We start from the raw sequence: 21,776 nt of genomic DNA on the forward strand, positions 1-21,776 counted from the left end.
CAGGGCGCGCGCAGCGCCGCGTCGAACACGACGGCCGTCACGTCGAGTGCCACGTTGCACTCGATCGCGGCATCCTCGACGCGCGGCTTGTGCTCGTCCACCGCGCGCCGCGCGCGGTCGCACAGCTGGGTGCGTACGCGCAGCCGGTCGGCCGTGTCGAGCGTCGCGTAGCGTTCGATCACGTCCGCATCGAAGCGCATGTCGACCGAGCAGCGCCATTGGCGCGCGTCCTCGTCGGACGGCACGCGCACCCACGACACGTTGATCGTCAGCCGGCCGGACGCGTCGTCCGCATGCACGACCACGGTCGACTGCGACGGAAAACTGATCGCGAGCGCGTGCTCGAGTTCCGCGACGCGCTGCGACCGGTCGGGCATCACCGTCATCGTCGCACGACGCCCAGCAGCAACGTGACCAGGAAGATCACGACGAAGATGTAGAACAGGATCTTCGCGATTTCGGCCGCACCGGCCGCGATGCCGCCGAAGCCGAACACGGCGGCAATGATCGCGATGATGAAGAAAATGATGGCGTATCGAAGCATGGAACCCTCCTGGATGACAGCAGTCGTCACTAAACGTCGGCGCCGTTCACGCATCGTGCTTGTGTTTCGGTTTGCCGCGCGTGGGCGTGGAAGCCATTTTCTCGAGCTCTTTCTCGCTCATCGACTTGGCCATCGATTTCGACGGCGGCTTGAGGTCCTTCATTTTCGTGTCACCGCGCTTGGCCGACAGCGCGGCCCCTGCGGCGCGCTGCTGGGCCTGGGATTTGGCTGGCATGATTGCGCTCCTCTCGTTGGCGCGCGAGCCGACGCGAAAGACGGCACGCGCGGGGTTGGAACAGTGAGGCCGTCACGCGGCGTCGCGGCGCCGCAGGTCGGCCGGCGGAATCTTCATCGCCTGGCGATACTTGGTCACCGTGCGGCGCGCAAGAAGGATGCCGCGGCCCGCGAGGTTCTCCGCGAGTGCGACGTCGGACAGCGGATCGGTCTGCCGCTCGGCCGCGATCATGTCGCGGATCAGCACCTTCGCGGCCGACGCCGAACACACGCCCTTGCCGGCCGCCTCGAGCTTGCGCGGGAAGAAATGCTTGAACTCGAACGTGCCGTGCGGCGTGGCCATGTACTTGTTGCCGGTCGCGCGCGAAACCGTCGATTCGTGCAGGTCGAGCTCTTCCGCGATGTCGCGCAGCACCAGCGGCTTCATCGCGATCTCGCCATAGCGGAAGAAATCGCGCTGCCGCGCGACGATGCATTCGCCGACGCGCTGGATCGTGTCGAAACGCTTCTGCACGTTGCGGATCAGCCAGCGCGCTTCCTGCAACTGCTGGCCGAGCGGAGAATCGCGCTCGCCGCTCGACTGCGCGAACAGCGTCGCATAGCGCTCGTGCAGGCGGGCGCGCGGCAGCACGGCCGGATTGATCGTGACGATCCATTCGTCGCGCACCTGACGCACGATCACGTCGGGCACCACGTAGTCGCCGCGCGTGCTGCCGTAGTGATTGCCCGGGCGCGGGTCGAGCCCGCGCACCAGCGCGCAGGCCGCGTGCAGCGTCTGCTGGTTGCAGCCGAGGCGCCGCTGGATCTCGGCCGTCTCGCGGCGCGCGAGCCGCTCCAGATGCTCGCGCGCGATCGCCTTCGCTTCCGCGAGCGCCGGCGTGCCGGCCGGAATCGCATCGAGCTGCAAGACCAGGCATTCGGACAACGAACGGGCCGCGATACCCGGCCGGTCGAGCATCTGCACGAGCCGCAGCGCGACCGAGAGATCCTGCTCCGACAGCAGCCACGCGGGATCGGCCGCGACCAGCAGTTCAGGCAGCTCCTGACGCAGGTAGCCGTCGTCGTCCAGCGCATCGATCACGAGGCGCGCGGCCTCGCGGTCGCGCTTGTTGAGCGGATAAAGCCGCAGCGCATCGTGCAGTTGCTGATGCAGCGACGGTTCGGCGGCGATCCATTCGCCGGGCGACAGGCCGTCGGTGTCGTCGCCCTGACGGCTCGTGCCGCGCGGCGCGGGCGCCGCGGTAAACGGCACCTCGCCGTCCGGCGGGCGAATGTCGTCGTGCTCGGGCGCCGCTTCGGGCGCGGCCGCTTCGGTCGGCTGCTCGGGCGTGCCGGCAGCGGTGTCCTCGTCGCCCTGGCCGTCTTCGAGAAACGGGTTCATGTCGAGCGCCTGACGCAATTCCTGTTGAAACTCCAGCGAGGACAACTGCAGCAGCCGCAGCGACTGCTGAAGCCTCGGCGTAAGTGCGAGATGCTGTCGCATCTGCAGCGCAAGCGAGACGGGCATCGAAAGCCTCCTGACGGTTCGGTTCGCGGGTTCGCGGGTATGTCTTCTACCGGACGTCATGCAGCTTCCGTGCCAGTCGCGCGAAGCGCGCGGCGACGCGGTTCTCGGGGGTTCGCGCCCCGTTTCGCCATGTGCGAGAGCCGCTTTTTTACAAGCCGGGGGCAAGTTAGGGGGCACGTATTTCGCTCACGGAAAACGGCCCCGTCCCGGAAGCCGCTCGAGGGCCGCGCCGTCAGCGCTTCGCGTCGATGCGGTCCACCGCCGAACGATCGAGAAACGCCGTCGTCAGCTCGGGCAGATGGCGCAGCAGCCACGCGGCCATGCCGCGCTCCTGCTGGAGAATCCGCTCGCAACACGCGCGGATCTCTTCTTCGCCGGCCGCCTGCGCCGCCGCGACGAGCGCGGTGTACGCGGCGATCTCCAGCTGCTCGAATGCATAGGCGGCCAGCGCCGTCTTCACCACTTCGTCGTCCGCCAGCATGCCGCTCGCGATCTCGCCGTATGCGGCAATGCGCGCGGCGAGATCCTTGGTCGCCGATGGCGACGTGCCCAGCCGCATCAGGCACGCCTCGACGAGCGCCTGCTGACCGAGCGTGTCGTCGAGATGCTGCCGTAACCGGTCCTGCAACTGCGGGTAGTGCCCGACCCGCTTCATCTGCGCGTCGATCATCGTCTCGGCCTGGCGCTCCATCGCGTAGGCATCGCGCAGCCAGTCCTCCAGGTGTTCGTGCTGATTCGCCATCGCGTTCCTCCAGCCGTCGCGGGGCGGCATGCCGTGACGCGGCGCCGCGGCGCGTCGTATCAGTACTGCATCGGCGGCGGCGTGCCCGGCAGCGGCTGGTCGCCCTGCGCGCCGTTCGGGCCCGGCGGCGGCACGTCGACCGGTACGTCGACCCTCGTACCGGGCGGCATCGTGTTGCCCGGCGACGGACGCGGGTCGTAGCGCGTATTCGCGTCCGGCATCGTCGTGGTCGACTGCGCGCCACGGCCGTCAGGCGGCGCGGGCGGCGCCCCGCGCGTGCCGTACGGGCCATTGGTCGGTTGCGTGCATGCGCCCAGCGCGCACGCGGCGGCAAACGCACAGGCGCCCACGCGTATCGTCTGGATCGTGTTCATCGAGTCCTCCGTGAATCGACTGCCCCGGGCCGGCCAGTGCGGCGCGGCTCAGAGCCGGTTGAAATGGAAATCGCCCGCGTACGCGGTCGGTGCGCGGCGCGCCATCATCGTGTCGAATTCGGCCGCGACGCGCGTGAGCGTGCCGCGTTGCCGGTCGACGTCGGCCCGTTCGAGCGCGGCGAACGCGTCGGCGTCGAACGTCACGGTCAGCGACGCCGGATGGCCGTCGACGCGAAAGCCGATATGCAGTGCGCCGGCCGGCTGCTCCTCGACGTGGAACGGCATCGCGCGCGCCTCGAAATGACGGCCGAGCGTCTCGGCGATGTCGCGCAGCATGCCGGGTTTCAAGCGGATACTCATCGCACATCCTCCATTCGCATGAGCGGCGGCGCGCCCACCCGCCACGCCCGCACGGGCGGCTCGCGCGACGGCGGGTCGCGTTCGGGCGGCGCATGCCCGGGCGGGTCGCCCTCCGGTTCCCGGTACGGTTCGGGCAAGTCCGGCGGCACGTCGTCGGGATCGGGCGGCTCGGGGTCCGGCTCGATGTCGGGGAACGGCGGTTCGGGTCGTTGCAGCCACTGCGCGGGTTCGTGTTTCATCGGCATTCCATCGTTGCGGGTTCGGGTCGGGATCGGCGCGACGGCCGCGTAGCGAAGATTCGCAAGCCGCGTGCCGTCCATTCACGTCGCCGCAGGCGCGGGTCACGCGGGGATCGCCCGGGAATCGGTACGCAGGCGTGCGGTCGAACGCCAGTCGCCATGCCTTCGCTACACCGTTCGCTGCAAATCTTGCAAGCGCGCGGCTACGCGTCGTAGGCGGCCATCACGAGCCACAGCTCGCGGCCGTCGTCCCGCACGCGTGCAGCCAGCGCATACGGGTCCGACGGCTCGCACGCCCGCTGCAGCGCGAAGCGCGCGGGCTCGGTCGCGCCGAACGTCTCGTCGCCGAGCGGCCGCACGTCGGCCTTGCCTTCGAACATCCGGCGCTCGGGCCGGTAGATCAGCGGCTCGCGCTTCCACGTATCGAAATGGCTTTTCACCGAATCGAATCCGCCGCCGCATACGTTGATCTCGTAGCGCACCCCTGGTCGTCGTTTCGGAATCGTCATCCTGCCTCCCGCTCGGTGTGCGCGCAGCAGGCACCCTGTTGCGCTGTGTCGTCATGGTCGTCGTCGTGGTCGTGGCCGTCGCAGCGGCAAGTCGCGTGCCGGGCGCGCGGGCCGGGAACGCAGGTTGCGGCACAGGCGGCTCCTCGTCACCGATACGGAGTACCGCGATGAAGGATTCGACCCGGCACGGCCGCGACGCACCGGCGCAGGAGCGGCAGCCCGACCCGCAGCCGCCGCTGAAGGACCAGGACCGCACCCATACGCGCCATTCGGAACGTCATATCGACAAGCAACTCGAGGACACGTTTCCGGCCAGCGACCCGCCGGCGACCGGCGGCGTCACGCGCATCGAGCCCGACACGCCGCCCGGCAAGCACGACGACGGGCCGGCGGAGGACAAACGCAAACGCGACGAGAAGTGACGAGACGAACCACGCCTGCACGGCATGCGGTTTGCTGGAACACGGCAGCCGCACCGGCACATCGCTTTACCTGACTGCCAAGGAGAAATTCATGCATCGCGTCAACGAAATCATGTCGCAGGACGTCGTGCGGATCGCACCGACCGACTCGATCCGTCACGCCGCTCAACTGATGGAGCGCTACGACATCGGCGCGCTGCCCGTGTGCGACAACAACCGGCTGGTCGGGATGGTGACGGACCGCGATCTCGCGGTGCGTGCGATCTCGGCCGGCAAGCCGCCGGAGACGCGCATCCAGGAGGTCGCGTCCGGCCCGATCGAATGGTGCTTCGACGACGATTCGCTGGACGAGATCCAGCACTACATGGCCGACGCGCAACTGCGCCGGCTGCCGGTCGTCGATCACGACAAGCGACTGGTCGGCATGCTGTCGCTCGCCGACATCGCAACGCGCACGGCCAGCCCCGAGCGCGACGACGTGGCGAACACGCTCGAAGGCGTGTCGCAACCGAAACAGACGTGACGGAGCGGTTTTCCGCTTCGCCCCGCCCACCCGCGCGACCCGCAGGGCCCGGCCCCGGGCACGGTCGCGCCCCACACAGCCTGGAGGAAACCATGCAGACTCCCGATCAAGGTCAGACCCGCATCATCGGCAAGGGCGCCGCGACGGCGGCCGGCCCCGGCCCCGACGTGATGGCGGCCGATACGCTGGAAGGCGACAAGGTCTATACGACCGACGGCGACGATGTCGGCAAGATCAAGGACATCATGCTCGACGTGCGCTCCGGCCGCATCGCGTATGCGGTGCTGTCGAGCGGCGGCATTCTCGGCATCGGCGACAAGCTGCACGCGATTCCGTGGAGCGCGCTGACGCTCGATACCGAACGCAAGTGCTTCCTGCTGTCGGTATCGTCCGAGCGGATTCGCAATGCGCCGGGGTTCGACAAGGACCACTGGCCGGCGATGGCCGATCCGCAATGGGCCGAGCCGCTGCACGAGTTCTACGGCAGCACGCCGTACTGGAGTGCCGGCGACGAGCTCGGCTTGACCGACCCGACCGAAGACCTCGACGATCCGCGCACGCGCGGCCGTCACTGACCGCACCTTGACGCGGCGCCGGTTCGCCGGCGCTTCCGTTCGACACGCCCCGCCCCGCGGGGCGTTTTTTTGTGGTCGCGTTTTGGCGGCCGACGCCGCACCCGGCGCACCGCCAGCCTTTTTACAAGGGTCGTGTAACGTCCCCGTCCGGCTTCCTGGCGCCGCCGCTCGCCGATTCGAGGTAGCCCAGCAGCCGGTGCGGCGTCAGCGGCTTCGCGCAGTGCGCGTCGAAGCCGGCTTCCTTCGCCCGTTCGCAATCGCGCCGCGACGCAAGCCCGCTGCACGCGATCAGCAGCATGTCCGACGTTTGCGGATCGCGCCGCAGCCGCGCCGCGAGCTGCAGCCCGTCGAGGCCCGGCATCGCGATGTCGAGCACCACCGCGAACGGCTGCCAGTCGCGCGCGACGTCGCACACGGCGAACGGATCGTCGGCGACCCGGCACTCGAAGCCGCGCGCCTCGAGCAGCAGGCGCAGCGCATCGGCCGCATCGCGATAGTCGTCGACGACGAGCACGCGGCGCGGACGGCGCGGCACGCTGTCGGGCGCACGCCACAGCAGCACGTCGTCGGCGGCCGGATCGTCGCCGGGTTCGAGTTGCATCGTGCTTCTCCTGTCGTTGGACCGGCTTGCCACGCAAGGCGCGCGCCCATGCCGGCTGCACGCGGCATGCCGGTTGCTGCCTTGCTCGCATCGTCGACACAGGAGTCTTTCATGCGCACGATGCGGCTTCGCTCGTCCGGTGTGCTTCCCTCTGCGCGTGCGACAACCCGAGCGCCGACATGTTCCGCGCGACGGCGGCGTACCGTCCGTTCGGCCTGCGCCGGAGATGCCGCATGACGCGCAAAACGCTCGACCGCCAGGCACCGACGACGACGCCCGACGACGATGCCCCGGCCACGCTCGACGCGTGCCGCCGCTGCGCGCTGTGGGAACACGCGACGCAGCCGGTGCCGGGCGCCGGGCCCGTCGACGCGCCGATCATGCTGGTCGGCGAGCAGCCGGGCGACCAGGAGGACCGTGCAGGCCTGCCGTTCGTCGGCGCGGCCGGCCGCATGCTCGATCGCGCGCTCGACGAAGCCGGGATCGAACGCGCGCACGTCTACCTGACGAACGCGGTCAAGCACTTCAAATGGGAACCGCGCGGCAAGCGCCGGCTGCACAAGACACCCGCGCAGCGTGAAGTGGCGGCATGCCATTACTGGCTCGAACGCGAACTGGAAGCCGTCCAGCCGCGTGTGGTGGTCGCGCTCGGCGCGACGGCGCTGCGCGCGGTGCTGCAGGACAACGACGCGACGCTGGAGCGCACGCGCGCCCCGGTGCGCACCGAGGACGGCCGGCTCGTCGTCGCGACCTATCACCCTTCGTACGTGCTGCGCACGCGCGGCGCCGATTCCCGCGAGCATGCATACCGCACGCTGGTCGACGCGTTGCGCACCGCGTCGCGCCTCGCCCGCGAGCGGCGCCACGGCGGCGGGCGCCCGGCGCACGGGGATGCCGGATGAGCGGACTCGACGAAGACGCGCAGCCGGCGGCCGAGGCGCCGCCGGCCGCCGCGAAACCGTGGTATCGGCGGCTCGGCCCCGGCCTGCTCGCGGGCGCGTCGGATGCCGATCCGAGCAACGTCGCCGTCTACGCGCAGGCCGGCAGCCAGTTCGGTTTCAACATGCTGTGGATGATCGTCGTCACGCTGCCGATGATGGTCGCCGTGCAGCTCGCGTCGGCGTTCATCGGGCGCCGCAATCGCGAAGGGCTCGTGGCCGGCATCCGTCAGCACTATTCCGAGCGCGTCGCGAAGATGCTGATCGTGATGGTCGTGATCGTCAACGTCGTGAACGTGGGCGCCGATCTCGCGGCGATGGGCGACGCGACGGCGCTCGTCGTCGGCGGCCGCAGCTACTGGTATGCGCCGCTCTACGGAATCGCATCGCTCGCGTTGCAGGTGATGCTGTCGTACGAACGCTATGCACGCTGGATCAAATGGATGACGCTCGGCCTGATCGCGTACGTGCTCGAACTCGGCTTCGTGCACGTCGACTGGGGCGACCTGCTGCACGCGATCGTGCTGCCGCACATCGCCTTCAGGCACGACTATGCGACCACCGCGGTCGCCGTGCTCGGCACGACGCTGAGCCCGTACCTGTTCGTGTGGCAGGCCGCGCTCGAAGTCGAGGAAACCACGGCCGAGCAACAGAACGGCGAACGCAACTCGCGCCGCGAGACCGAACAGCGCATCACGTTCGACACGTGGACCGGCATGATCGTCACCAACGCGGTGTCGTTCTGCATCATGGTGATCGGCGCGGCCGTGTTCTTCGCGCACGGCCGCCACGACATCGGCAGCACCGCGCAGGCCGCCGAGGCGTTGCGGCCGATCGCCGGCGAAGCCGCGTTCCTGGTGTTCGCGTTCGGCATCGTCGGCTGCGGGCTGCTCGCGATTCCCGCGTTCGCGGGCAGCGCCGCCTACGGTTGCGCGGAAGCGTGGCGGTTTCGCGAAGGGCTGAACGAGCCCGTGCGGCGCGCGCCCGCGTTCTACACGGTGCTGGCGCTGTGCGTGATCGTCGGCATCGCGATCTGCTTCAGCCCGATCGACCCGATCCGCGCGTTGTACTGGAGCGCCGTGCTCAACGGCGTCGCGGCGGTGCCGATGCTCGTGCTGGTGATGCTGCTGTCGCAACAGCGCGATGCGGCAGGCCAGCCCGGTAGCGGGCCGGTATCGAAAGTGTTCGGCTGGCTGGCGGTCGCGCTGATGGCCGTGTCGGTAGTGACGATGATCGTCGATGTACTGACGTGAGGGATTGAAGCAGGAGCGTGCGGAAGGTTGCGTACGCGACCTGATGGACCGGCAAGCGGGCGGCCGCGCCGCGCGCGGCACGCCCGCCCGGGTGTTACATCATCTTGCCGCGCGAGCGCTCGGCACGTGCCGCGTCGGCCGCGGACTCCACCTTCTTCACTTCCTCCGGCGGCGGCAGCACCGCCTTGAAGCCCATCGACTCGATCCACATCTCGCGCGCCCAGCCCCGCGTGTGATACAGGTGATGGTCCTCGTCGGCCTCGACCTCGTCGTGCGCGGCCTTCAGCGCCTTCGCGGCATCGCTGTCGGGCAGTTGATCAGCCGCGTAGCCGATCAGCTCCCAGTTCAGGTGGTCCTTGGTTTCGGCCAGCACCACGCACTCGGCCGCGACCACCTGCGCGACCGCCGGGTCGGCCTGCTTCTTCGCCTGCTGGATCACCTGCACGAGCGACTTGCCGGTCGCCGCCACCGCGGCGCGCCCCGGCGACTGCGCATCGGGATCGAGGCCCAGTGTTTCGAATACCTTGCGCAGCACCTCCTGGTGATGCAGCGTCTCGCGATGATACTTCTCCCATTCCTTATGGAGGTCCTCGTCGGTCGCGCACTGGAGCGCGGCCTCGTAGATCTGCGCGCCGCCAAGCTCGGTCTCGTATGCCTGGCAGAGCAGTTCGAGGATACCTTCGTGCTTCGATTGCCGTTGGGCCATGACTGCTTCTCCGAAAAAGCGGGCCGCCTGGGCGGCCCAGGGGTGGAACCGGGCACGCGTTATTGCGTGCCCACCTTGCGTGCGACCGTCTGCGCCATGCTCAGGTGATGCTTGAGCGTCGGCAGCGTGGATTTCGCGAACGCGCGCAGCTGCGCGTCCTTGCCGTCGCGCGCTTCGTCTTCGAACAACGCGACCGCCTTCTGGTGCGCGTCGGGGCCGGCCGCCGCGAGATACGCGGCGTCGAAGTCGTGCCCGCTCTTGCCGCGCAGCGCCTCCACGTCAGGGTCGGAAATCTGTTCGACCTGCGGCTTGATACCCTTGCGCGCGGCGATTTCGTTGAGCTTCGCGTTCGCCTTGCCGTGATCCGCGACCATCCGTTTCGCGAACGCCCGGACGTCCGCCGACTGCGCCTGCTTCAGCGCGAGCTGGCTTGCCTGCACTTCGGCCTTGCCGGCCATCGCGGCCTTGTCGACGAACTCCGCGTCGGTGCCCTTCGGCGCTTTCGCGATGCCGGGGTCCCCGGCGGCGCCGGCGCCCGACGACGGGTTGATCACGCCGCCCGGCACATGCGCATTCGACGCGGGCGGCTCGCTCGGCATCTGCGCGCGGGCGAGCCCCGACACGGCGAGCACGCCGGCGGCGAGCGCCGCGATCGTCCAGTTGGGTTGTCTCATCTGCTTTCTCCTGGTGCTTGCGTGGAAACGGCCATCAGCCGCCGACGATCGAGCCGCCGTTCGGATGCAGCGTCTGCCCGGTCATGTAGCTCGCGCCGTCCGACGCGAGCAGCACGTAGCAGTCGATCAGTTCGTCCGGCTGGCCCGGCCGCTTGAGCGGCACGTTCGAGCCGAATTTCGCGACCTGCTCGGGCGTGAACGTCGACGGAATCAGCGGCGTCCAGATCGGCCCCGGCGCGACCGCATTCACGCGGATGTCGCGTTCGGCCAGCTCGATCGACAGCGAACGCGTGAACGCGACGATCGCGCCCTTGGTCGCCGAGTAGTCGGGCAGTTTCGGGCTGCCGTGATACGCGGTGACCGACGCCGTGTTGACGATGCGGCCGCCTTCCTTCATGTGCGGCAGCGCGGCCTGCGTGCAGAAGAACATCCCGTATACGTTGGTGCGGAACGTGCGTTCGAGCTGTTCCTCGGACACGTCCTCGATGCCCGGCTGCGGATGCTGCTCGCCCGCGTTGTTCACGAGCACGTCGAGCCGGCCGAGCCGCTCGACCGTGCGGGCGACCGCGTCGCGCGCCTGCCGGCGATCGCCGACGTCGCACGCGATCGCCTCGCAGCGCCGGCCGGCCTGCTCGATCAGTTGCTTCGTGTGCGCGGCGTCGTCGGATTCCTCCAGGTAGACGATCGCGACGTCCGCGCCCTCCTTCGCGAAACCGACCGCCACGGCGCGGCCGATCCCGCTGTCGCCGCCCGTCACCAGCGCGACCTTGCCGGCGAGTTTGCCGCTGCCGACGTAGTCGGCCGCCTCGTCGCGCGGCTTCGGATGCATGTCGCGCTCCATGCCCGGCTGCTGCGTCTGTTTCTGCGGCGGGGGAGTCTGTGCGGTGGTCATGGGTTCCTCCTTGAACGGGTGCCGCCGATGCTGCGCAAACGGCGTGCCGCGCGCGGCGCACGCCGGCCCGCGCACGGCGGCCGTGTTTTTACGGTTGGCGTTGCAAGCACTTGGAAAAAGGCGTGGTCAGCGCGGGCCGCCGGACGGGGCTTCGTCGGGCCGGCGCACCGGATCGAAATCGCGCCATTCGCCGTCCTGCCAGTCGCCTTCGACGCGCTCGATCGACTTCGCGCCGGTCGCGCGCAGCACGTCTTCGGCGGCGGTCGCGGTATCGGGCGTCACGCGCGCGGCGAGGATCACGCCGGTCTCGCTCTGCGCGAGCGTGCCCTTGCCTTCGGCCTGCTCGCCGCGCATGCGGCCGAGCGCGCCGCCGAATGCGCCGAGATAGGCGCCGGCCAGCGCGGCGGCGGCCGGCACGAACCAGTAGTGCAGGCCGAGCGCATAAGCGATCAGCCCGACGACGACGCCGATCAGCAGCCCGCGGATCGCGCCGACCATCGCGCCGCGCCCGCCGGGCTTCGCCGCCGTGTCGGCATACACGTCGCCGCCGATCGGGAAGCGTGCGTGCTGGCCGCCGGGGTTCAGGAAGAAGATCGACACGTCGTCCGGCCCGAACGCGCGCTCGTAGAGGTGACGCGCCCCACCTTCCGCTTCATCGAACGTCGTGAAACGGCCTGCGACGATCATCGCCATGGTCGTGCTCCTCGTGATGGATGCGCCGCGCGCACAAGCACGCGGCGCGACGGGGCGACGCTCACATCAGCCGCCCGAGTTCCTTCGATACCGATGCCGGCGTGTCGTACTCGCGCTCGGGAATCTTGCGCAGCATGTCGAGCACCGCCGGGTCCGCATGCGAGCGTTCCGCGCACTGCACGACGTCCGACTTGCTCGCCGGGTAGTCCATTCCCTTCAGCGCCTTCTGCACGTCGACCGGGCTCGGCGGCTTGCCGTGGCCCGTCTGATGGCCGCCCTTGTCGTGGTCCTGCTGCGTGCGCTCGCCTTCGTGCGCGCGCGAGTGGCTGTATTCGTGGCCCGTATGTTGTCGGGATGTCATGAAAGCCTCCTTGGAAAATGAACGAAATCACGCGGACTGCCGGCGCGCGCGTGCGAACGCGGCAAACACCAGCGCCGCCGCGCCGAGCGCGACCGCGCCGGCAACCTTCGGCCGCTGCACCACCGAGTTGTACGCACAGCTGCGCAGCACGGGCCCTTCCATGCCTTCGCGCTCGTGCAGCGCGTGGCGCGAGTCGTACAGCGCGTTGTCGTCGCGCGGCCGCGCGGGGCGTACCGTGCGCTGGCCGCGCGAGAACAGCGTGGCCGCGAGGCGATCGAACAGGCGCGGCGCGTGGTACGCGCTCGCCGACGTCAACTTGGCGGCGCCGCCGACGAACAGCGTGCGGCGCGGATGCGCGGCCGCGAACAGGATCGCGTCGGCCACCAGATCGGGGTCGTAGATCGGCGGCGGCAGCTTCGCCTCGACGTTCATGTAGTTCTTCGCGTGCATCACGAACATCGTGTCGATCGCGGCCGGCTTGATCAGCGTGACGGACACCGGCAGATGATCGGCTTCCATCTCGAGCCGCAGCGAATCGGTGAAACCCTTCACCGCGTGCTTCGATGCGACATACGCGCTTTGCAGCGGCACCGGCGCGTCGGACGCCTCGCTGCCCATGTTGATGATCGCGCCGCCGTGGAAATCGCTCTTGCGCCGGAAATGGTCGGCCGCGACGAGCGAGCCGTGCACGACGCCCCAGTAGTTGGTGTCGAACAGCCGGCGCTGATCCTCGAGCGGCACCTGGGCCGCCGTGCCGAAGATCGACACGCCGGCGTTGTTGATCCAGGTGTCGAAGCCGCCGTACGTGTCGGCCGCCGCCGCGGCCGCGCGCTGCAGATCCTCGACGTTGCCGACGTCGCCGGCGACCGGCACCGCGAGGCCGCCGTGCTGGCGGATTTCCTCGCACAGCGTGTTCAACGCTTCCTCGTTGCGCGCGAACAGCACGAGCTTCGCGCCGCGCCGTGCCGCCTTGCGCGCGGTGACGAGCCCGATGCCGCTCGTCGCGCCGGTAATCACGATCGTCTGTTCGCCGACCGGTTTGAGCATGCAGTTCATCGCTGGACTCCTGTTACGGTCGCGTCGCGGTTATTTGGGCCGGATGGTCAACTGGTCGCGCACGCCCTGCACGCCGTCGACCTGCTTCACGACGCTGACGGCCTGCGTGCGCTGCTGTTCGTCGGGCACGCTGCCGGTGAGTGTCACGGTGCCGTGCCGCGTCTTCACGTGGATGTCGCCGGCCGACAGGCCGCTGGTGCCGACGAGTTCGGCCTTCGCCTTGGTCGTGATCGTCGCGTCGCGGATCTTCGTGCCGGTGCTCGAATGCGACGACGACGTCGACGACGATGCGGCGCCGTCGTCGCCGGCGGCGACCGCGTTCGGCGCGACGACCATGCACGCGGCGGCCGCGGCGATCGCGACCGCCATGCCGGTGCGCAGCGCGCGTTGACGGCGGATTCGCGGGGGGCGGGCTTGCAGCGGGGATACCTTCATCGTGACCTCCTTTTCGTCAAGCCGGACACGCCGGCAGGTGAACGGGAGGCGCGCAAGTCGCGTGCCGCGCCGCGTGCGCCGGATGCCAGCGCGCCACCGCGATCAGACGCCCTTTCATCCAACGCGTTGTAATTTTTTCGGCACACCGGGAAGCGGTTTTCCCCGCAATCCGGCGGGCATGCCGATTGCCGAGCGACCGACAAGGGTGGCCCGTGTGCGCGGCCCCGATACCGGGAGCAATACCATGCAAAGAATTGCGTTGATCAGTGAACATGCGTCGCCGCTGGGGGTGATCGGCGGCGTCGATGCCGGTGGTCAGAACATCTATGTCGCGAACGTCGCGAAGCAGCTCGCGGAGCGCGGCCTCGACGTCGACGTCTACACGCGCTGCGACAATCCGCATTTGCCGGAAGTCGTGTCGATCGGCCCGCGCATGCGCGTGATCCACGTGCCGGCCGGCCCGCCGACCGACGTGCCCAAGGAGCAGCTGCTGCCGTACATGGGCTCCTTCGCGCAGTACATGATCGCGCGCATGCGGCGCGAGCCCGATCCGGTCGACGTGATGCACGCGAACTTCTTCATGTCCGGCGACGCGGCGCTGCGCGTGAAGAAAGCGCTCGGCATCCCGCTCGTCACGACGTTCCATGCGCTCGGCCGCGTGCGGCGGCTGCACCAGGGCACGGCCGACGGCTTTCCCGACGCGCGCTTCACGATCGAGGACACGCTCGCGCGCCGCTCGGACCGCCTGATCGCCGAATGCCCGCAGGATGCGCTCGACCTGACGACGCATTACCGCGCCGACACCGCGCGCATCGAGATCGTGCCGTGCGGCTTCGATGCACGGGAATTCCGGCCGGTGCCGCGCGTCGATGCACGCGCGCGGCTGGGCTGGCCGCAGGACGCATTCGTCGTACTTCAACTGGGGCGCCTCGTGCCGCGCAAGGGCATCGACACCGTGATCGACGCGCTCGCACGCATGCCGCGCGACCCGCAGCGGCCGACGCACCTGTACGTGGTCGGCGGCAGCCAGCCGACGCCCGACCCCGCGCGCGACCCGGAACTCGCGCGGCTCGCGGCATTCGCGCACGAACTCGGGATCGCGAACCGCGTGACCTTCGTCGGCCGGCGCGATCGCGACGCGCTGCACCTGTACTACAGCGCGGCCGACGTGTTCGTGACGACGCCGTGGTACGAGCCGTTCGGCATCACGCCGGTCGAGGCGATGGCGTGCGCGGCGCCGGTGATCGGCAGCGACGTCGGCGGCATCCGCACGACGGTCGACGACGGCACGACCGGCTATCTCGTGCCGCCGCGCGACCCGGCCGCGCTGGCCGCGCGCCTCGTGCAACTGCGCGCGCAACCGGACCTGTGCGCGGCGCTCGGCCGCGCCGGCTACCTGCGCGCCCATCGCTTCTACACCTGGCAAGGCGTGGCCGACCGGCTCGTCGACATCTACCGCGACGTCGCCCACGCGCAGCGCGCCGGCACGTCGGCCGGCACCGGCCGGCGCACGCCGGTCGCCACCACGCGAGGCGTGCTCGCACACCGCAAGGAGAATACGTAATGAAGGGCTACGACCGAAAACGCGTCCTCGTCACCGGCGGCGCCGGCTTTCTCGGTTCGCATCTGTGCGAACGCCTCGTGACGGCCGGCCACGACGTGCTGTGCGTCGACAATTTCTACACGGGCACGAAGGACAACATCGCGCACCTGCTCGATGCGCCGAATTTCGAGCTGATGCGGCACGACGTGACGTTTCCGCTCTACGTCGAAGTCGATGAAATCTACAACCTCGCGTGCCCGGCGTCGCCCGTTCACTACCAGCGCGACCCCGTGCAGACGACCAAGACCAGCGTGCACGGCGCGATCAACCTGCTCGGCCTCGCGAAACGCGTGAAGGCGCGCATTCTGCAGGCATCGACGAGCGAGGTGTACGGCGACCCCGACGTGCATCCGCAGGACGAGCACTATTGCGGCCGCGTCAACCCGACCGGCATCCGCGCGTGCTACGACGAAGGCAAGCGCTGCGCGGAAACCCTGTTCGCGGACTATCACCGCCAGTACGGAATCGACGTGCGGATCGCGCGGATCTTCAACACGTACGGCCCGCGCATGCACCCGGCCGACGGGCGCGTGGTATCGAACTTCGTCACGCAGGCGCTCGCGGAACAGCCGTTGACCGTCTACGGCGACGGCAAGCAGACGCGCTCGTTCTGCTACGTCGACGACATGGTCGATGCGTTGATCCGGCTGATGGATGAACCGGGCGATGCGAGCGAGCCGGTCAATCTCGGCAGCGACGTGGAGATCGCGATGATCGACGTCGCGCGGGAAGTCGTGCGGATCGTCGGCGCCAACGTGCCGATCGAATTCCGGCCGCTGCCGTCCGACGATCCGCGCCAGCGGCGGCCAAATCTGGCCGCCGCGCAGAAGCGGCTCGGCTGGCGCGCGACGACGACGTTCGCGAACGGGCTCGCGCACACCGCGCGCTACTTCATTCAGCGCCAGGTCACGCACCACACGCCCGGCGATCTCGTGCGCAGCACGCGCATCGCGTCGCATCTGCTCGCCCAGGTCCATACGCAGAACCGGCCGGCGCCGACGACGTGACGCGGCTGACGCGGCCGAAGCAACCGAGACGCGACGCGCGTCAGCCGTCGCGCTTCGTCACGTGCGCGATCTTGTGGGCCAGTTCGCGCACGTCGACCGGCTTGCACAGGTAGCCGTCGAAGCCGGCCTCCAGCGCGCGGCGTTCGTCGGCGAGGCCCGCGTGCGCGGTGACGGCCAGCACGCGCACGTCGAGCGGGCTGCTGTCGCCGTTCGTCGTGCCGCGCCGCAAGGCCTCCAGCAGCCAGAAGCCGTCGCCGTCGGGCATCGCGAGGTCGGACAGCACGACCGTCGGCCGCATGTCGGCCACCATCGCGAGCGCCTCGCGGCCCGACGACGCGATCGCGACCGCCGCCCCGAACGTGGTCAGCGCGGCGGTGAGACTGGCCCGCGTGGTCGCGTCGTCGTCGACGATCAGGATGCGCTGCGTATCGAGCACGAGCGCCTCGCGCTGGCCGCCCGCCTGCACGATGCTCCACGCCATCGCGCCGCCCGGCTGCCAGCCGGCCGGCAGCGTCACCGTGAACGTCGTGCCGCGATCGCGGCCCGCACTCGCGACGGTCACGCTGCCACCGTGCAGTTGCGCGATATGTCGCACGATCGACAGGCCGAGACCGAGCCCGCGCCGCGGCGACGCGGGCGAATCGTCCGCGCGGCGGAACATGTCGAACACGTACGGCGTGAACTCCGTCGCGATGCCCTGCCCCGTATCGGCGACGGTCAACACCGCGTGCCCGCCGTCGCGTGCGAGGCCGACCGTCACGCTGCCGCCGCCCGGCGTGAATTTCAGCGCATTCGAGATGAGGTTCGACAGCATCTGCCGCAACCGCTCGGCGTCGCCCGACACGATGCACGCGGACGCGGCGCAGTCGAATTCGAGCAGGATGCCGGCCGACGAGGCGGCGGTCTGGAACGTGCCGACCTGATCGGAGAACAACCGCACGACGTCGACCGGCGTCGCGTCGAGCCGCAGCTTGCCGGTCGCGAGCGACGACGCATCGAGGATGTCGCCGACCATTCGCGTGAGCGAACGCGCGCTGCGGTCGATCGCGTCGATCGCCTGATGCTGCAACGCGTGATCGCCCGTATTGCGCAGCACCTCGATCCATCCGTAGATCACGTTCAGCGGCGTGCGCAATTCATGCGACACGGTGGCCAGCAGCTCGTCCTTCAGCCGGTTCGACGTGTCGGCCTGATCGCGTGCATCGCGCGCGCCCTGCAGCGAGCGCTGCGCCCGCAGGTCGCGGCGACGCTGCGCGCCGGTTTCGTGCAGCGTCAGGGACAGCGCGACGCACGCCCGCGCCTCGCCCTGCACCGGGCACGCCGATACCGTCGCCCGAAAGCGCCGACCGTCGCGCCGCACGCACAACAGTTCGAGCGGGCCGACCGGCTCGTGCATCGCGTCGAACGCGTCGGCGAGCGGATTGAGCCGCAGCCAGCGCCGCGCGATCAGCGTGTCGAACCTGCGGCCGCGCGCGTCGGCCTCGTCGTAGCCGAAGAGCCGCTGCGCAGCCGCGTTCCAGCTCGCGATGCGGCCGCTGGCGTCGATCCCGACGATCGCGTCCGGCGACGCCTCGACGACCGCATGCTGGAGCCGCGACGCATCGATGCGCGCGCGGTCCGCGCCGGCATCGCGCAACAGCAGCACCGCGCCGTCCAGGTTGCCTTCCGCATCGCCGATCGGCGACGCGACCGCGACGATCGGCACCGGCTCGCCGCTGCCTGCCTGCAGCCAGTGCCGGTCGGACGTCGCCTCGGCGCCGCCGAGCGCATGGTCGAGCGGCGTGGTCGGCACGCGGCGGCCTTCGTGATCGACGATCCGCAGCACGTCGCGCACCGGCCGCCCCACCGCCTCGTCCGGCCGGCAGCCGACGAGTTCGGCCGCGGCCGCGTTGAGATAGGTGAGCCGCCCGTTCGGGTCGGTCGCGATCACGCCGTGCGGCAAGGCGCGCAGCACGGCCTCGAACTGCCGGCGCGCGGCCGCCTCGCGTCGGCGCGCGCGATCGTTCGTCAGCCGCGTGTGATGCAGCAGCGACGCGACCGCGCACACCAGCGCGCCGATCAGGATGAACGTGCCGAGCTGCACGAGCCGGTCGGGCAGCGGCGTCGTATAGGCGGCAGGATCGGACAGGAACAGCGTCCAGACGAGCAGCCCGCTGACCACCGTCGACACGATACCGAACACGAACGACGTCGCCCACGCGGCGCCGGCGAGCAGCGGGTAATACAGCACGAATGGCAGATTCACGCCGCCGAACCGGATCGCGAGCGTCTGCAACACGGTCGCGATCGCGACCAGCATCACGGCCGTTGCGTAATTTCCGGCCTGCGGCCGTGCAATTTCGGTCATTGGACACGCTCCTGCGGGGACACTCGACAGCGGCCGGCGTGGGCGCCGCTCGCGGGCACGACGCATGCTGGCCGATCGGAACCGGCGGCCCGGCCGCTCACGATGGAGAACTTCACGCCATGCCCGACCCGACACGCTGGCTCGTCGTCTCGCCGCATCTCGACGATGCCGTCTTCAGTTGCGGGCAACTGCTCGCGCAGGCGCCCGGCTCGATCGTCGTCACCGTGTTCGCGGGCATCCCGCCGCACGGCACGCCCGCGCCCCCGTGGGATCAGCGCGCGGGCTTCCGCCACGCCGACGAGGCAGTGCGCGCGCGCCGCGACGAAGATCGCCGCGCGCTCGCGCTGCTCGACGCCCGCCCCGTGTGGCTCGATTTCCTCGACGATCAGTACGGCGTACCGACTACGTCGACCGCGATCGCGACACGCGTGGCAGAGGCAATCGACGCGCACCCGGGCTTCGGCGTGCTCGCGCCGGCCGGCCTGTTCCACCGCGATCATCTGCAGGTGCAGGAAGCCATGCTGTCGCTGTTGCGCACCGACGATCCGTCGCACGTCTGGCGCTTCTACGAGGACGTGCCGTATCGCCGCATCGACGGACTGATGGCCAGGCGCGTGATCGAATGGCGCGAGCGCGGCTGGACCGCGCATCCGGTCGCGGCGCCGGCCGCCGGCGACACGAACAGCGTCGCCGCGAAAGCCGCCGCCGTCGATGCGTACGCGAGCCAGGTAACGCTGCTGGAACCTCATATGCGTGCCGCTCTCCGCGAACCCGAAACGATCTGGCGGCTCGAATGCGACGTCACGTCCGCGTAACGCCCGCGCGCGTCGCGCTGCCGCCGGGCGAGCCGCGCGTGACCGCGATCGTGCTGACCTGCCGGCGCGCCGCCGAACTCGCGCGCACGCTCGAACACCTGTCCGTGCTGCCCGACCGGCCGGCGATCGTCGTCGTCGACAACGCGGCGGACGCCGACACGGCCACGCTGATCCGCGACCGCTTTCCGCATGTCGCGCTGGTGCATGCGCCGGGCAACTTGGGCGCGGCCGGCCGCAACCTCGGCGTCGCCGTCGCCCGCACGCGCCACGTTGCGTTCTGCGACGACGACACGTGGTGGGCGCCCGGCTCGATCGCCGAAGCCGCGAACCTGCTCGACGCGTATCCGCACGTCGCGGCCGTCACCGCGCGCGTGCTGGTCGGCCCCGACGAACGCGAGGACCCGACCTGCCGGCTGATGGCCGACAGCCCGCTCGACGCGCCCGTCGCGCTGCCGGGCCGGCCGATCCTCGGGCTGCTGGCCGGCGCGACCGCGTTCCGGCGCGACGCGTTCATGCGCGCGGGCGGCTACCATCCGCACTACTTCCTCGGCGGCGAGGAAGCGCTGCTCGCGCTCGACCTGTATCGCGCGGGGCACTGGCTCGTGTATGCACCGCGCCTGACCGTCCATCACTACCCGTCGCTGCAGCGCGACCGGCCCACGCGCGCGCGCACCGCTGCCCGCAACGCGGTGTGGACCGCGTGGCTCAGGTGGCCGGCCACGGCCGCGTGGCGGCATACCCTGCGCATGCTGCCGCTGCTGCGCCGCGAACGCGCGATCGTACGCACGTTCGCCGGCCTGCCGTGGATCCTGCGCGAACGACGCACGATCCCGCCGCACGTCGAACGCATGCGCCGCCGCCTCGAGCGCGATACGCGCCGCGAGGCCGGAACGGAAACATGAGCGCGGTCGTAGCGGCATCAGGAATCCGGCTTCTCCGCTTCGTCTTCCAGTTGCGCGAGCCGGTTGTAGATCGTCTTCAGGCTGACGTCGAGCACCTCGGCCGCTTGCGCCTTCACGCCGCCGCATTGCGCGATCGTGCCGAGGATCAGCTTGCGGTCGACTTCCTCGAGCGGCGTGCCGAACGGCACCGTCACGCGATCTTCATGCGAATCGACCATGCTGGACAGCTCGTCCATGATCGGCGGCGGCAATGTGTCGATCACGTCGGCGTCGGTGAAGATGCTCGCGCGCTGCACGAAGTTGCGCAGCTCGCGCACGTTGCCGGGCCATTCGTAGGTCTTCAGCGCTTCGCGGGCGGCCGGCGAGAAGCGCAGGTTGCGGCCGCTCTCTTCGTTGTAGCGCTGCAGGAACGCGTCGGCGAGCATCGGGATATCGTCGCCGCGTTCGCGCAGCGACGGCAGCGGAATCGGGAACACGTTGATCCGGTGGAACAGGTCGGGCCGCAGCTTGCCGTCCGCCATCGCGGCTTCCGGGTCGCGATTGGTCGCGGCGACGATGCGCACGTCGACGTCGATCTCGCGCGTCGAGCCGAGCCGCGTGACGCGCCCGGTCTCCAGCACGCGCAGCAGCTTGACCTGCGATTCGAGCGGCATCTCGGTGATTTCGTCGAGAAACAGCGTGCCGCCGTCCGCGCGTTCGAAGAAGCCCTTGTGCTGACGTTCCGCGCCGGTGAAGCTGCCGCGGTCGTGACCGAACATCTCGCTCTCGACGAGATTCGCGGCGATCGCGCCGCAGTTCACCGCGAGGAACGGGCCGCGGCGGCGCAGGCTCAAGTCGTGCACCGTCTGCGCGGCAAGTTCCTTGCCGGTGCCCGACTCGCCGGTGAGCAGCACCGACGCTTCGGTGCGCGCGACTCGGCCGATCGCGTCGTACACGGCCTGCATCGCGGGCGAGCCGCCGAGCATGCGGCCGAAACGGCCGAGGCGCTGCAATTCCGAGCGCAACTCGGCGATTTCCTCGTGCAGCGCGGTCGTGCGCGGCACGCGCGCGAAGATGCTGTTCAGCCGCTGCATGTTGAGCGGCTTCACCAGGTAATCGGTCGCGCCGCGGCGCAATGCGTCGATCGCGGTTTCGAGGCTCGCGTGGCCGGTGGTCAATACTATTTCGCAATGTGCGCGCTTGGGCAATGCGTCGAACAGATCCATCCCGTTGCCGTCGGGCAGCACGAGGTCGCACAGCACGAGATCGGGGGTATGCGTCGAGACGAGCGTGCGCGCTTCTTCAAGCGTCGCGGCCGTATCGCACGTCAATTGCTGCGTGCGTGCGAGCGTGGCGAGCATCGTTCGCGTATCGGCGTCGTCTTCGACGATCAGGACGTAAGGCATCAAGGCTCCTTGTAATGCGGCCCGGCGCGTGCATCGGCCGGCACCGCGGCACGTGCAGCGTCATGCGCGTCATCATCTT

General features: G+C 69.7%; 28 protein-coding genes. 9 read left to right on the forward strand and 19 right to left on the reverse strand.

Annotation, left to right across the window (positions count from 1 at the left end):
- The 9 genes from JMF86_RS33005 to JMF86_RS33045 all read right to left on the reverse strand — a co-directional run.
- Positions 1-386, reverse strand: a 386-nt coding sequence (locus tag JMF86_RS33005) for a DUF3022 domain-containing protein (RefSeq protein ID WP_074807183.1), incomplete at its 3' end; no start/stop codon positions are given.
- A complete protein-coding gene (locus tag JMF86_RS33010) occupies positions 383-544 on the reverse strand; it encodes a DUF1328 family protein (RefSeq protein ID WP_006767422.1) in 162 nt (53 codons plus the stop codon). The genes JMF86_RS33010 and JMF86_RS33005, both read right to left, overlap by 4 nt.
- Before the next feature lie 46 nt (positions 545-590).
- Positions 591-779 carry a DUF3008 family protein gene (locus JMF86_RS33015; protein ID WP_011545556.1) on the reverse strand — a complete coding sequence of 63 codons (189 nt, stop codon included), beginning with the start codon at positions 777-779 and terminating at the stop codon, positions 591-593.
- A 72-nt stretch (positions 780-851) separates the two neighbouring features.
- Complete coding sequence (locus tag JMF86_RS33020) at positions 852-2,285, reverse strand: RNA polymerase factor sigma-54 (RefSeq protein WP_012336617.1); 1,434 nt, start codon at positions 2,283-2,285, stop codon at positions 852-854.
- 232 nt (positions 2,286-2,517) lie between these two features.
- Complete coding sequence (locus JMF86_RS33025; RefSeq protein ID WP_074807180.1) at positions 2,518-3,027, reverse strand: DUF892 family protein; 510 nt, start codon at positions 3,025-3,027, stop codon at positions 2,518-2,520.
- Between the two features lie 59 nt (positions 3,028-3,086).
- Positions 3,087-3,401, reverse strand: a complete 315-nt coding sequence (locus JMF86_RS33030) for a hypothetical protein (RefSeq protein WP_175682208.1) — start codon at positions 3,399-3,401, stop codon at positions 3,087-3,089.
- Positions 3,402-3,449: 48 nt separating this feature from the next.
- Entirely contained in the window at positions 3,450-3,761 is a 312-nt protein-coding gene (locus JMF86_RS33035; RefSeq protein ID WP_201317316.1) for a hypothetical protein, read from the reverse strand.
- The gene (locus tag JMF86_RS33040; RefSeq protein WP_374039687.1) at positions 3,758-4,081 is read right to left on the reverse strand and encodes a hypothetical protein; all 324 of its coding nucleotides are present in this window, start codon (positions 4,079-4,081) and stop codon (positions 3,758-3,760) included. Before JMF86_RS33040 ends, JMF86_RS33035 begins: the two co-directional genes overlap by 4 nt.
- A 122-nt stretch (positions 4,082-4,203) precedes the next feature.
- Positions 4,204-4,509 carry a hypothetical protein gene (locus JMF86_RS33045; protein WP_011545561.1) on the reverse strand — a complete coding sequence of 102 codons (306 nt, stop codon included), beginning with the start codon at positions 4,507-4,509 and terminating at the stop codon, positions 4,204-4,206.
- 167 nt (positions 4,510-4,676) lie between these two features.
- Between JMF86_RS33045 and JMF86_RS33050 the strand changes: the two genes are divergently transcribed.
- The 3 genes from JMF86_RS33050 (at position 4,677) to JMF86_RS33060 (ending at position 6,029) form a co-directional block, all read left to right on the forward strand.
- Positions 4,677-4,931: a hypothetical protein gene (locus JMF86_RS33050; protein WP_011545562.1), complete on the forward strand. Its 255-nt coding sequence runs from the start codon at positions 4,677-4,679 to the stop codon at positions 4,929-4,931.
- Between the two features lie 91 nt (positions 4,932-5,022).
- Positions 5,023-5,454, forward strand: coding sequence for a CBS domain-containing protein (locus tag JMF86_RS33055; RefSeq protein ID WP_011545563.1), 432 nt, complete (start codon positions 5,023-5,025; stop codon positions 5,452-5,454).
- Between the two features lie 92 nt (positions 5,455-5,546).
- Positions 5,547-6,029 (forward strand): PRC-barrel domain-containing protein, encoded by a 483-nt coding sequence (locus JMF86_RS33060; RefSeq protein WP_006498342.1) that lies wholly within the window; start codon positions 5,547-5,549, stop codon positions 6,027-6,029.
- Positions 6,030-6,150: 121 nt separating this feature from the next.
- Here JMF86_RS33060 and JMF86_RS33065 read toward each other — a convergent pair whose 3' ends face one another.
- On the reverse strand, positions 6,151-6,630 hold the full coding sequence (locus JMF86_RS33065; RefSeq protein WP_201317317.1) for a response regulator: 480 nt from the start codon (positions 6,628-6,630) through the stop codon (positions 6,151-6,153).
- Positions 6,631-6,863: 233 nt separating this feature from the next.
- Here JMF86_RS33065 and JMF86_RS33070 point away from each other — a divergent pair, with 233 nt between their 5' ends.
- Together JMF86_RS33070 and JMF86_RS33075 are read left to right on the forward strand one after the other, a co-directional pair.
- Positions 6,864-7,532, forward strand: coding sequence for a UdgX family uracil-DNA binding protein (locus JMF86_RS33070; RefSeq protein WP_201317318.1), 669 nt, complete (start codon positions 6,864-6,866; stop codon positions 7,530-7,532).
- Complete coding sequence (locus JMF86_RS33075) at positions 7,529-8,821, forward strand: Nramp family divalent metal transporter (protein ID WP_201317319.1); 1,293 nt, start codon at positions 7,529-7,531, stop codon at positions 8,819-8,821. The genes JMF86_RS33070 and JMF86_RS33075 overlap by 4 nt, the downstream gene beginning before the upstream one ends.
- Positions 8,822-8,915: 94 nt before the next feature.
- Here the strand turns inward: JMF86_RS33075 and JMF86_RS33080 are convergent, their stop codons facing one another.
- The 7 genes from JMF86_RS33080 to JMF86_RS33110 all read right to left on the reverse strand — a co-directional run bounded on the left by JMF86_RS33080 (position 8,916) and on the right by JMF86_RS33110 (position 13,638).
- Positions 8,916-9,527 (reverse strand): hypothetical protein, encoded by a 612-nt coding sequence (locus tag JMF86_RS33080; protein ID WP_011545570.1) that lies wholly within the window; start codon positions 9,525-9,527, stop codon positions 8,916-8,918.
- Between the two features lie 59 nt (positions 9,528-9,586).
- Entirely contained in the window at positions 9,587-10,201 is a 615-nt protein-coding gene (locus JMF86_RS33085) for a DUF4142 domain-containing protein (protein ID WP_201317320.1), read from the reverse strand.
- Between the two features lie 34 nt (positions 10,202-10,235).
- On the reverse strand, positions 10,236-11,093 hold the full coding sequence (locus JMF86_RS33090; protein ID WP_077179509.1) for an SDR family oxidoreductase: 858 nt from the start codon (positions 11,091-11,093) through the stop codon (positions 10,236-10,238).
- Between the two features lie 126 nt (positions 11,094-11,219).
- Positions 11,220-11,786 carry a hypothetical protein gene (locus JMF86_RS33095; RefSeq protein WP_077179486.1) on the reverse strand — a complete coding sequence of 189 codons (567 nt, stop codon included), beginning with the start codon at positions 11,784-11,786 and terminating at the stop codon, positions 11,220-11,222.
- 61 nt (positions 11,787-11,847) lie between these two features.
- A complete protein-coding gene (locus JMF86_RS33100) occupies positions 11,848-12,147 on the reverse strand; it encodes a DUF2795 domain-containing protein (protein ID WP_011545574.1) in 300 nt (99 codons plus the stop codon).
- 27 nt (positions 12,148-12,174) lie between these two features.
- Positions 12,175-13,203 (reverse strand): SDR family oxidoreductase, encoded by a 1,029-nt coding sequence (locus tag JMF86_RS33105; RefSeq protein WP_012336603.1) that lies wholly within the window; start codon positions 13,201-13,203, stop codon positions 12,175-12,177.
- A gap of 30 nt (positions 13,204-13,233) precedes the next feature.
- On the reverse strand, positions 13,234-13,638 hold the full coding sequence (locus JMF86_RS33110; protein WP_027806753.1) for a BON domain-containing protein: 405 nt from the start codon (positions 13,636-13,638) through the stop codon (positions 13,234-13,236).
- Between the two features lie 244 nt (positions 13,639-13,882).
- Here JMF86_RS33110 and JMF86_RS33115 point away from each other — a divergent pair, with 244 nt between their 5' ends.
- Together JMF86_RS33115 and JMF86_RS33120 are read left to right on the forward strand one after the other, a co-directional pair.
- The gene (locus JMF86_RS33115) at positions 13,883-15,202 is read left to right on the forward strand and encodes a glycosyltransferase family 1 protein (RefSeq protein ID WP_201317321.1); all 1,320 of its coding nucleotides are present in this window, start codon (positions 13,883-13,885) and stop codon (positions 15,200-15,202) included.
- Positions 15,202-16,248, forward strand: a complete 1,047-nt coding sequence (locus JMF86_RS33120) for a UDP-glucuronic acid decarboxylase family protein (RefSeq protein WP_077179487.1) — start codon at positions 15,202-15,204, stop codon at positions 16,246-16,248. Before JMF86_RS33115 ends, JMF86_RS33120 begins: the two co-directional genes overlap by 1 nt.
- A 40-nt stretch (positions 16,249-16,288) precedes the next feature.
- On the opposite strand, the gene JMF86_RS33125 is transcribed toward JMF86_RS33120, so the two are convergent.
- Positions 16,289-18,595 carry a PAS domain-containing protein gene (locus JMF86_RS33125; RefSeq protein ID WP_201317322.1) on the reverse strand — a complete coding sequence of 769 codons (2,307 nt, stop codon included), beginning with the start codon at positions 18,593-18,595 and terminating at the stop codon, positions 16,289-16,291.
- Positions 18,596-18,714: 119 nt separating this feature from the next.
- Here JMF86_RS33125 and JMF86_RS33130 point away from each other — a divergent pair, with 119 nt between their 5' ends.
- Positions 18,715-19,410 carry a PIG-L family deacetylase gene (locus JMF86_RS33130; RefSeq protein ID WP_201317323.1) on the forward strand — a complete coding sequence of 232 codons (696 nt, stop codon included), beginning with the start codon at positions 18,715-18,717 and terminating at the stop codon, positions 19,408-19,410.
- On the forward strand, positions 19,389-20,312 hold the full coding sequence (locus JMF86_RS33135) for a glycosyltransferase family 2 protein (protein ID WP_105797983.1): 924 nt from the start codon (positions 19,389-19,391) through the stop codon (positions 20,310-20,312). Before JMF86_RS33130 ends, JMF86_RS33135 begins: the two co-directional genes overlap by 22 nt.
- 17 nt (positions 20,313-20,329) lie before the next feature.
- On the opposite strand, the gene JMF86_RS33140 is transcribed toward JMF86_RS33135, so the two are convergent.
- On the reverse strand, positions 20,330-21,697 hold the full coding sequence (locus JMF86_RS33140; RefSeq protein WP_201317324.1) for a sigma-54 dependent transcriptional regulator: 1,368 nt from the start codon (positions 21,695-21,697) through the stop codon (positions 20,330-20,332).
- Positions 21,698-21,776: the final 79 nt, after the last annotated feature.

Source organism: Burkholderia sp. E168m15 (assembly GCF_016586105.1).
In the GTDB taxonomy this organism is placed as follows: Bacteria; Pseudomonadota; Gammaproteobacteria; order Burkholderiales; family Burkholderiaceae; genus Burkholderia; species Burkholderia orbicola.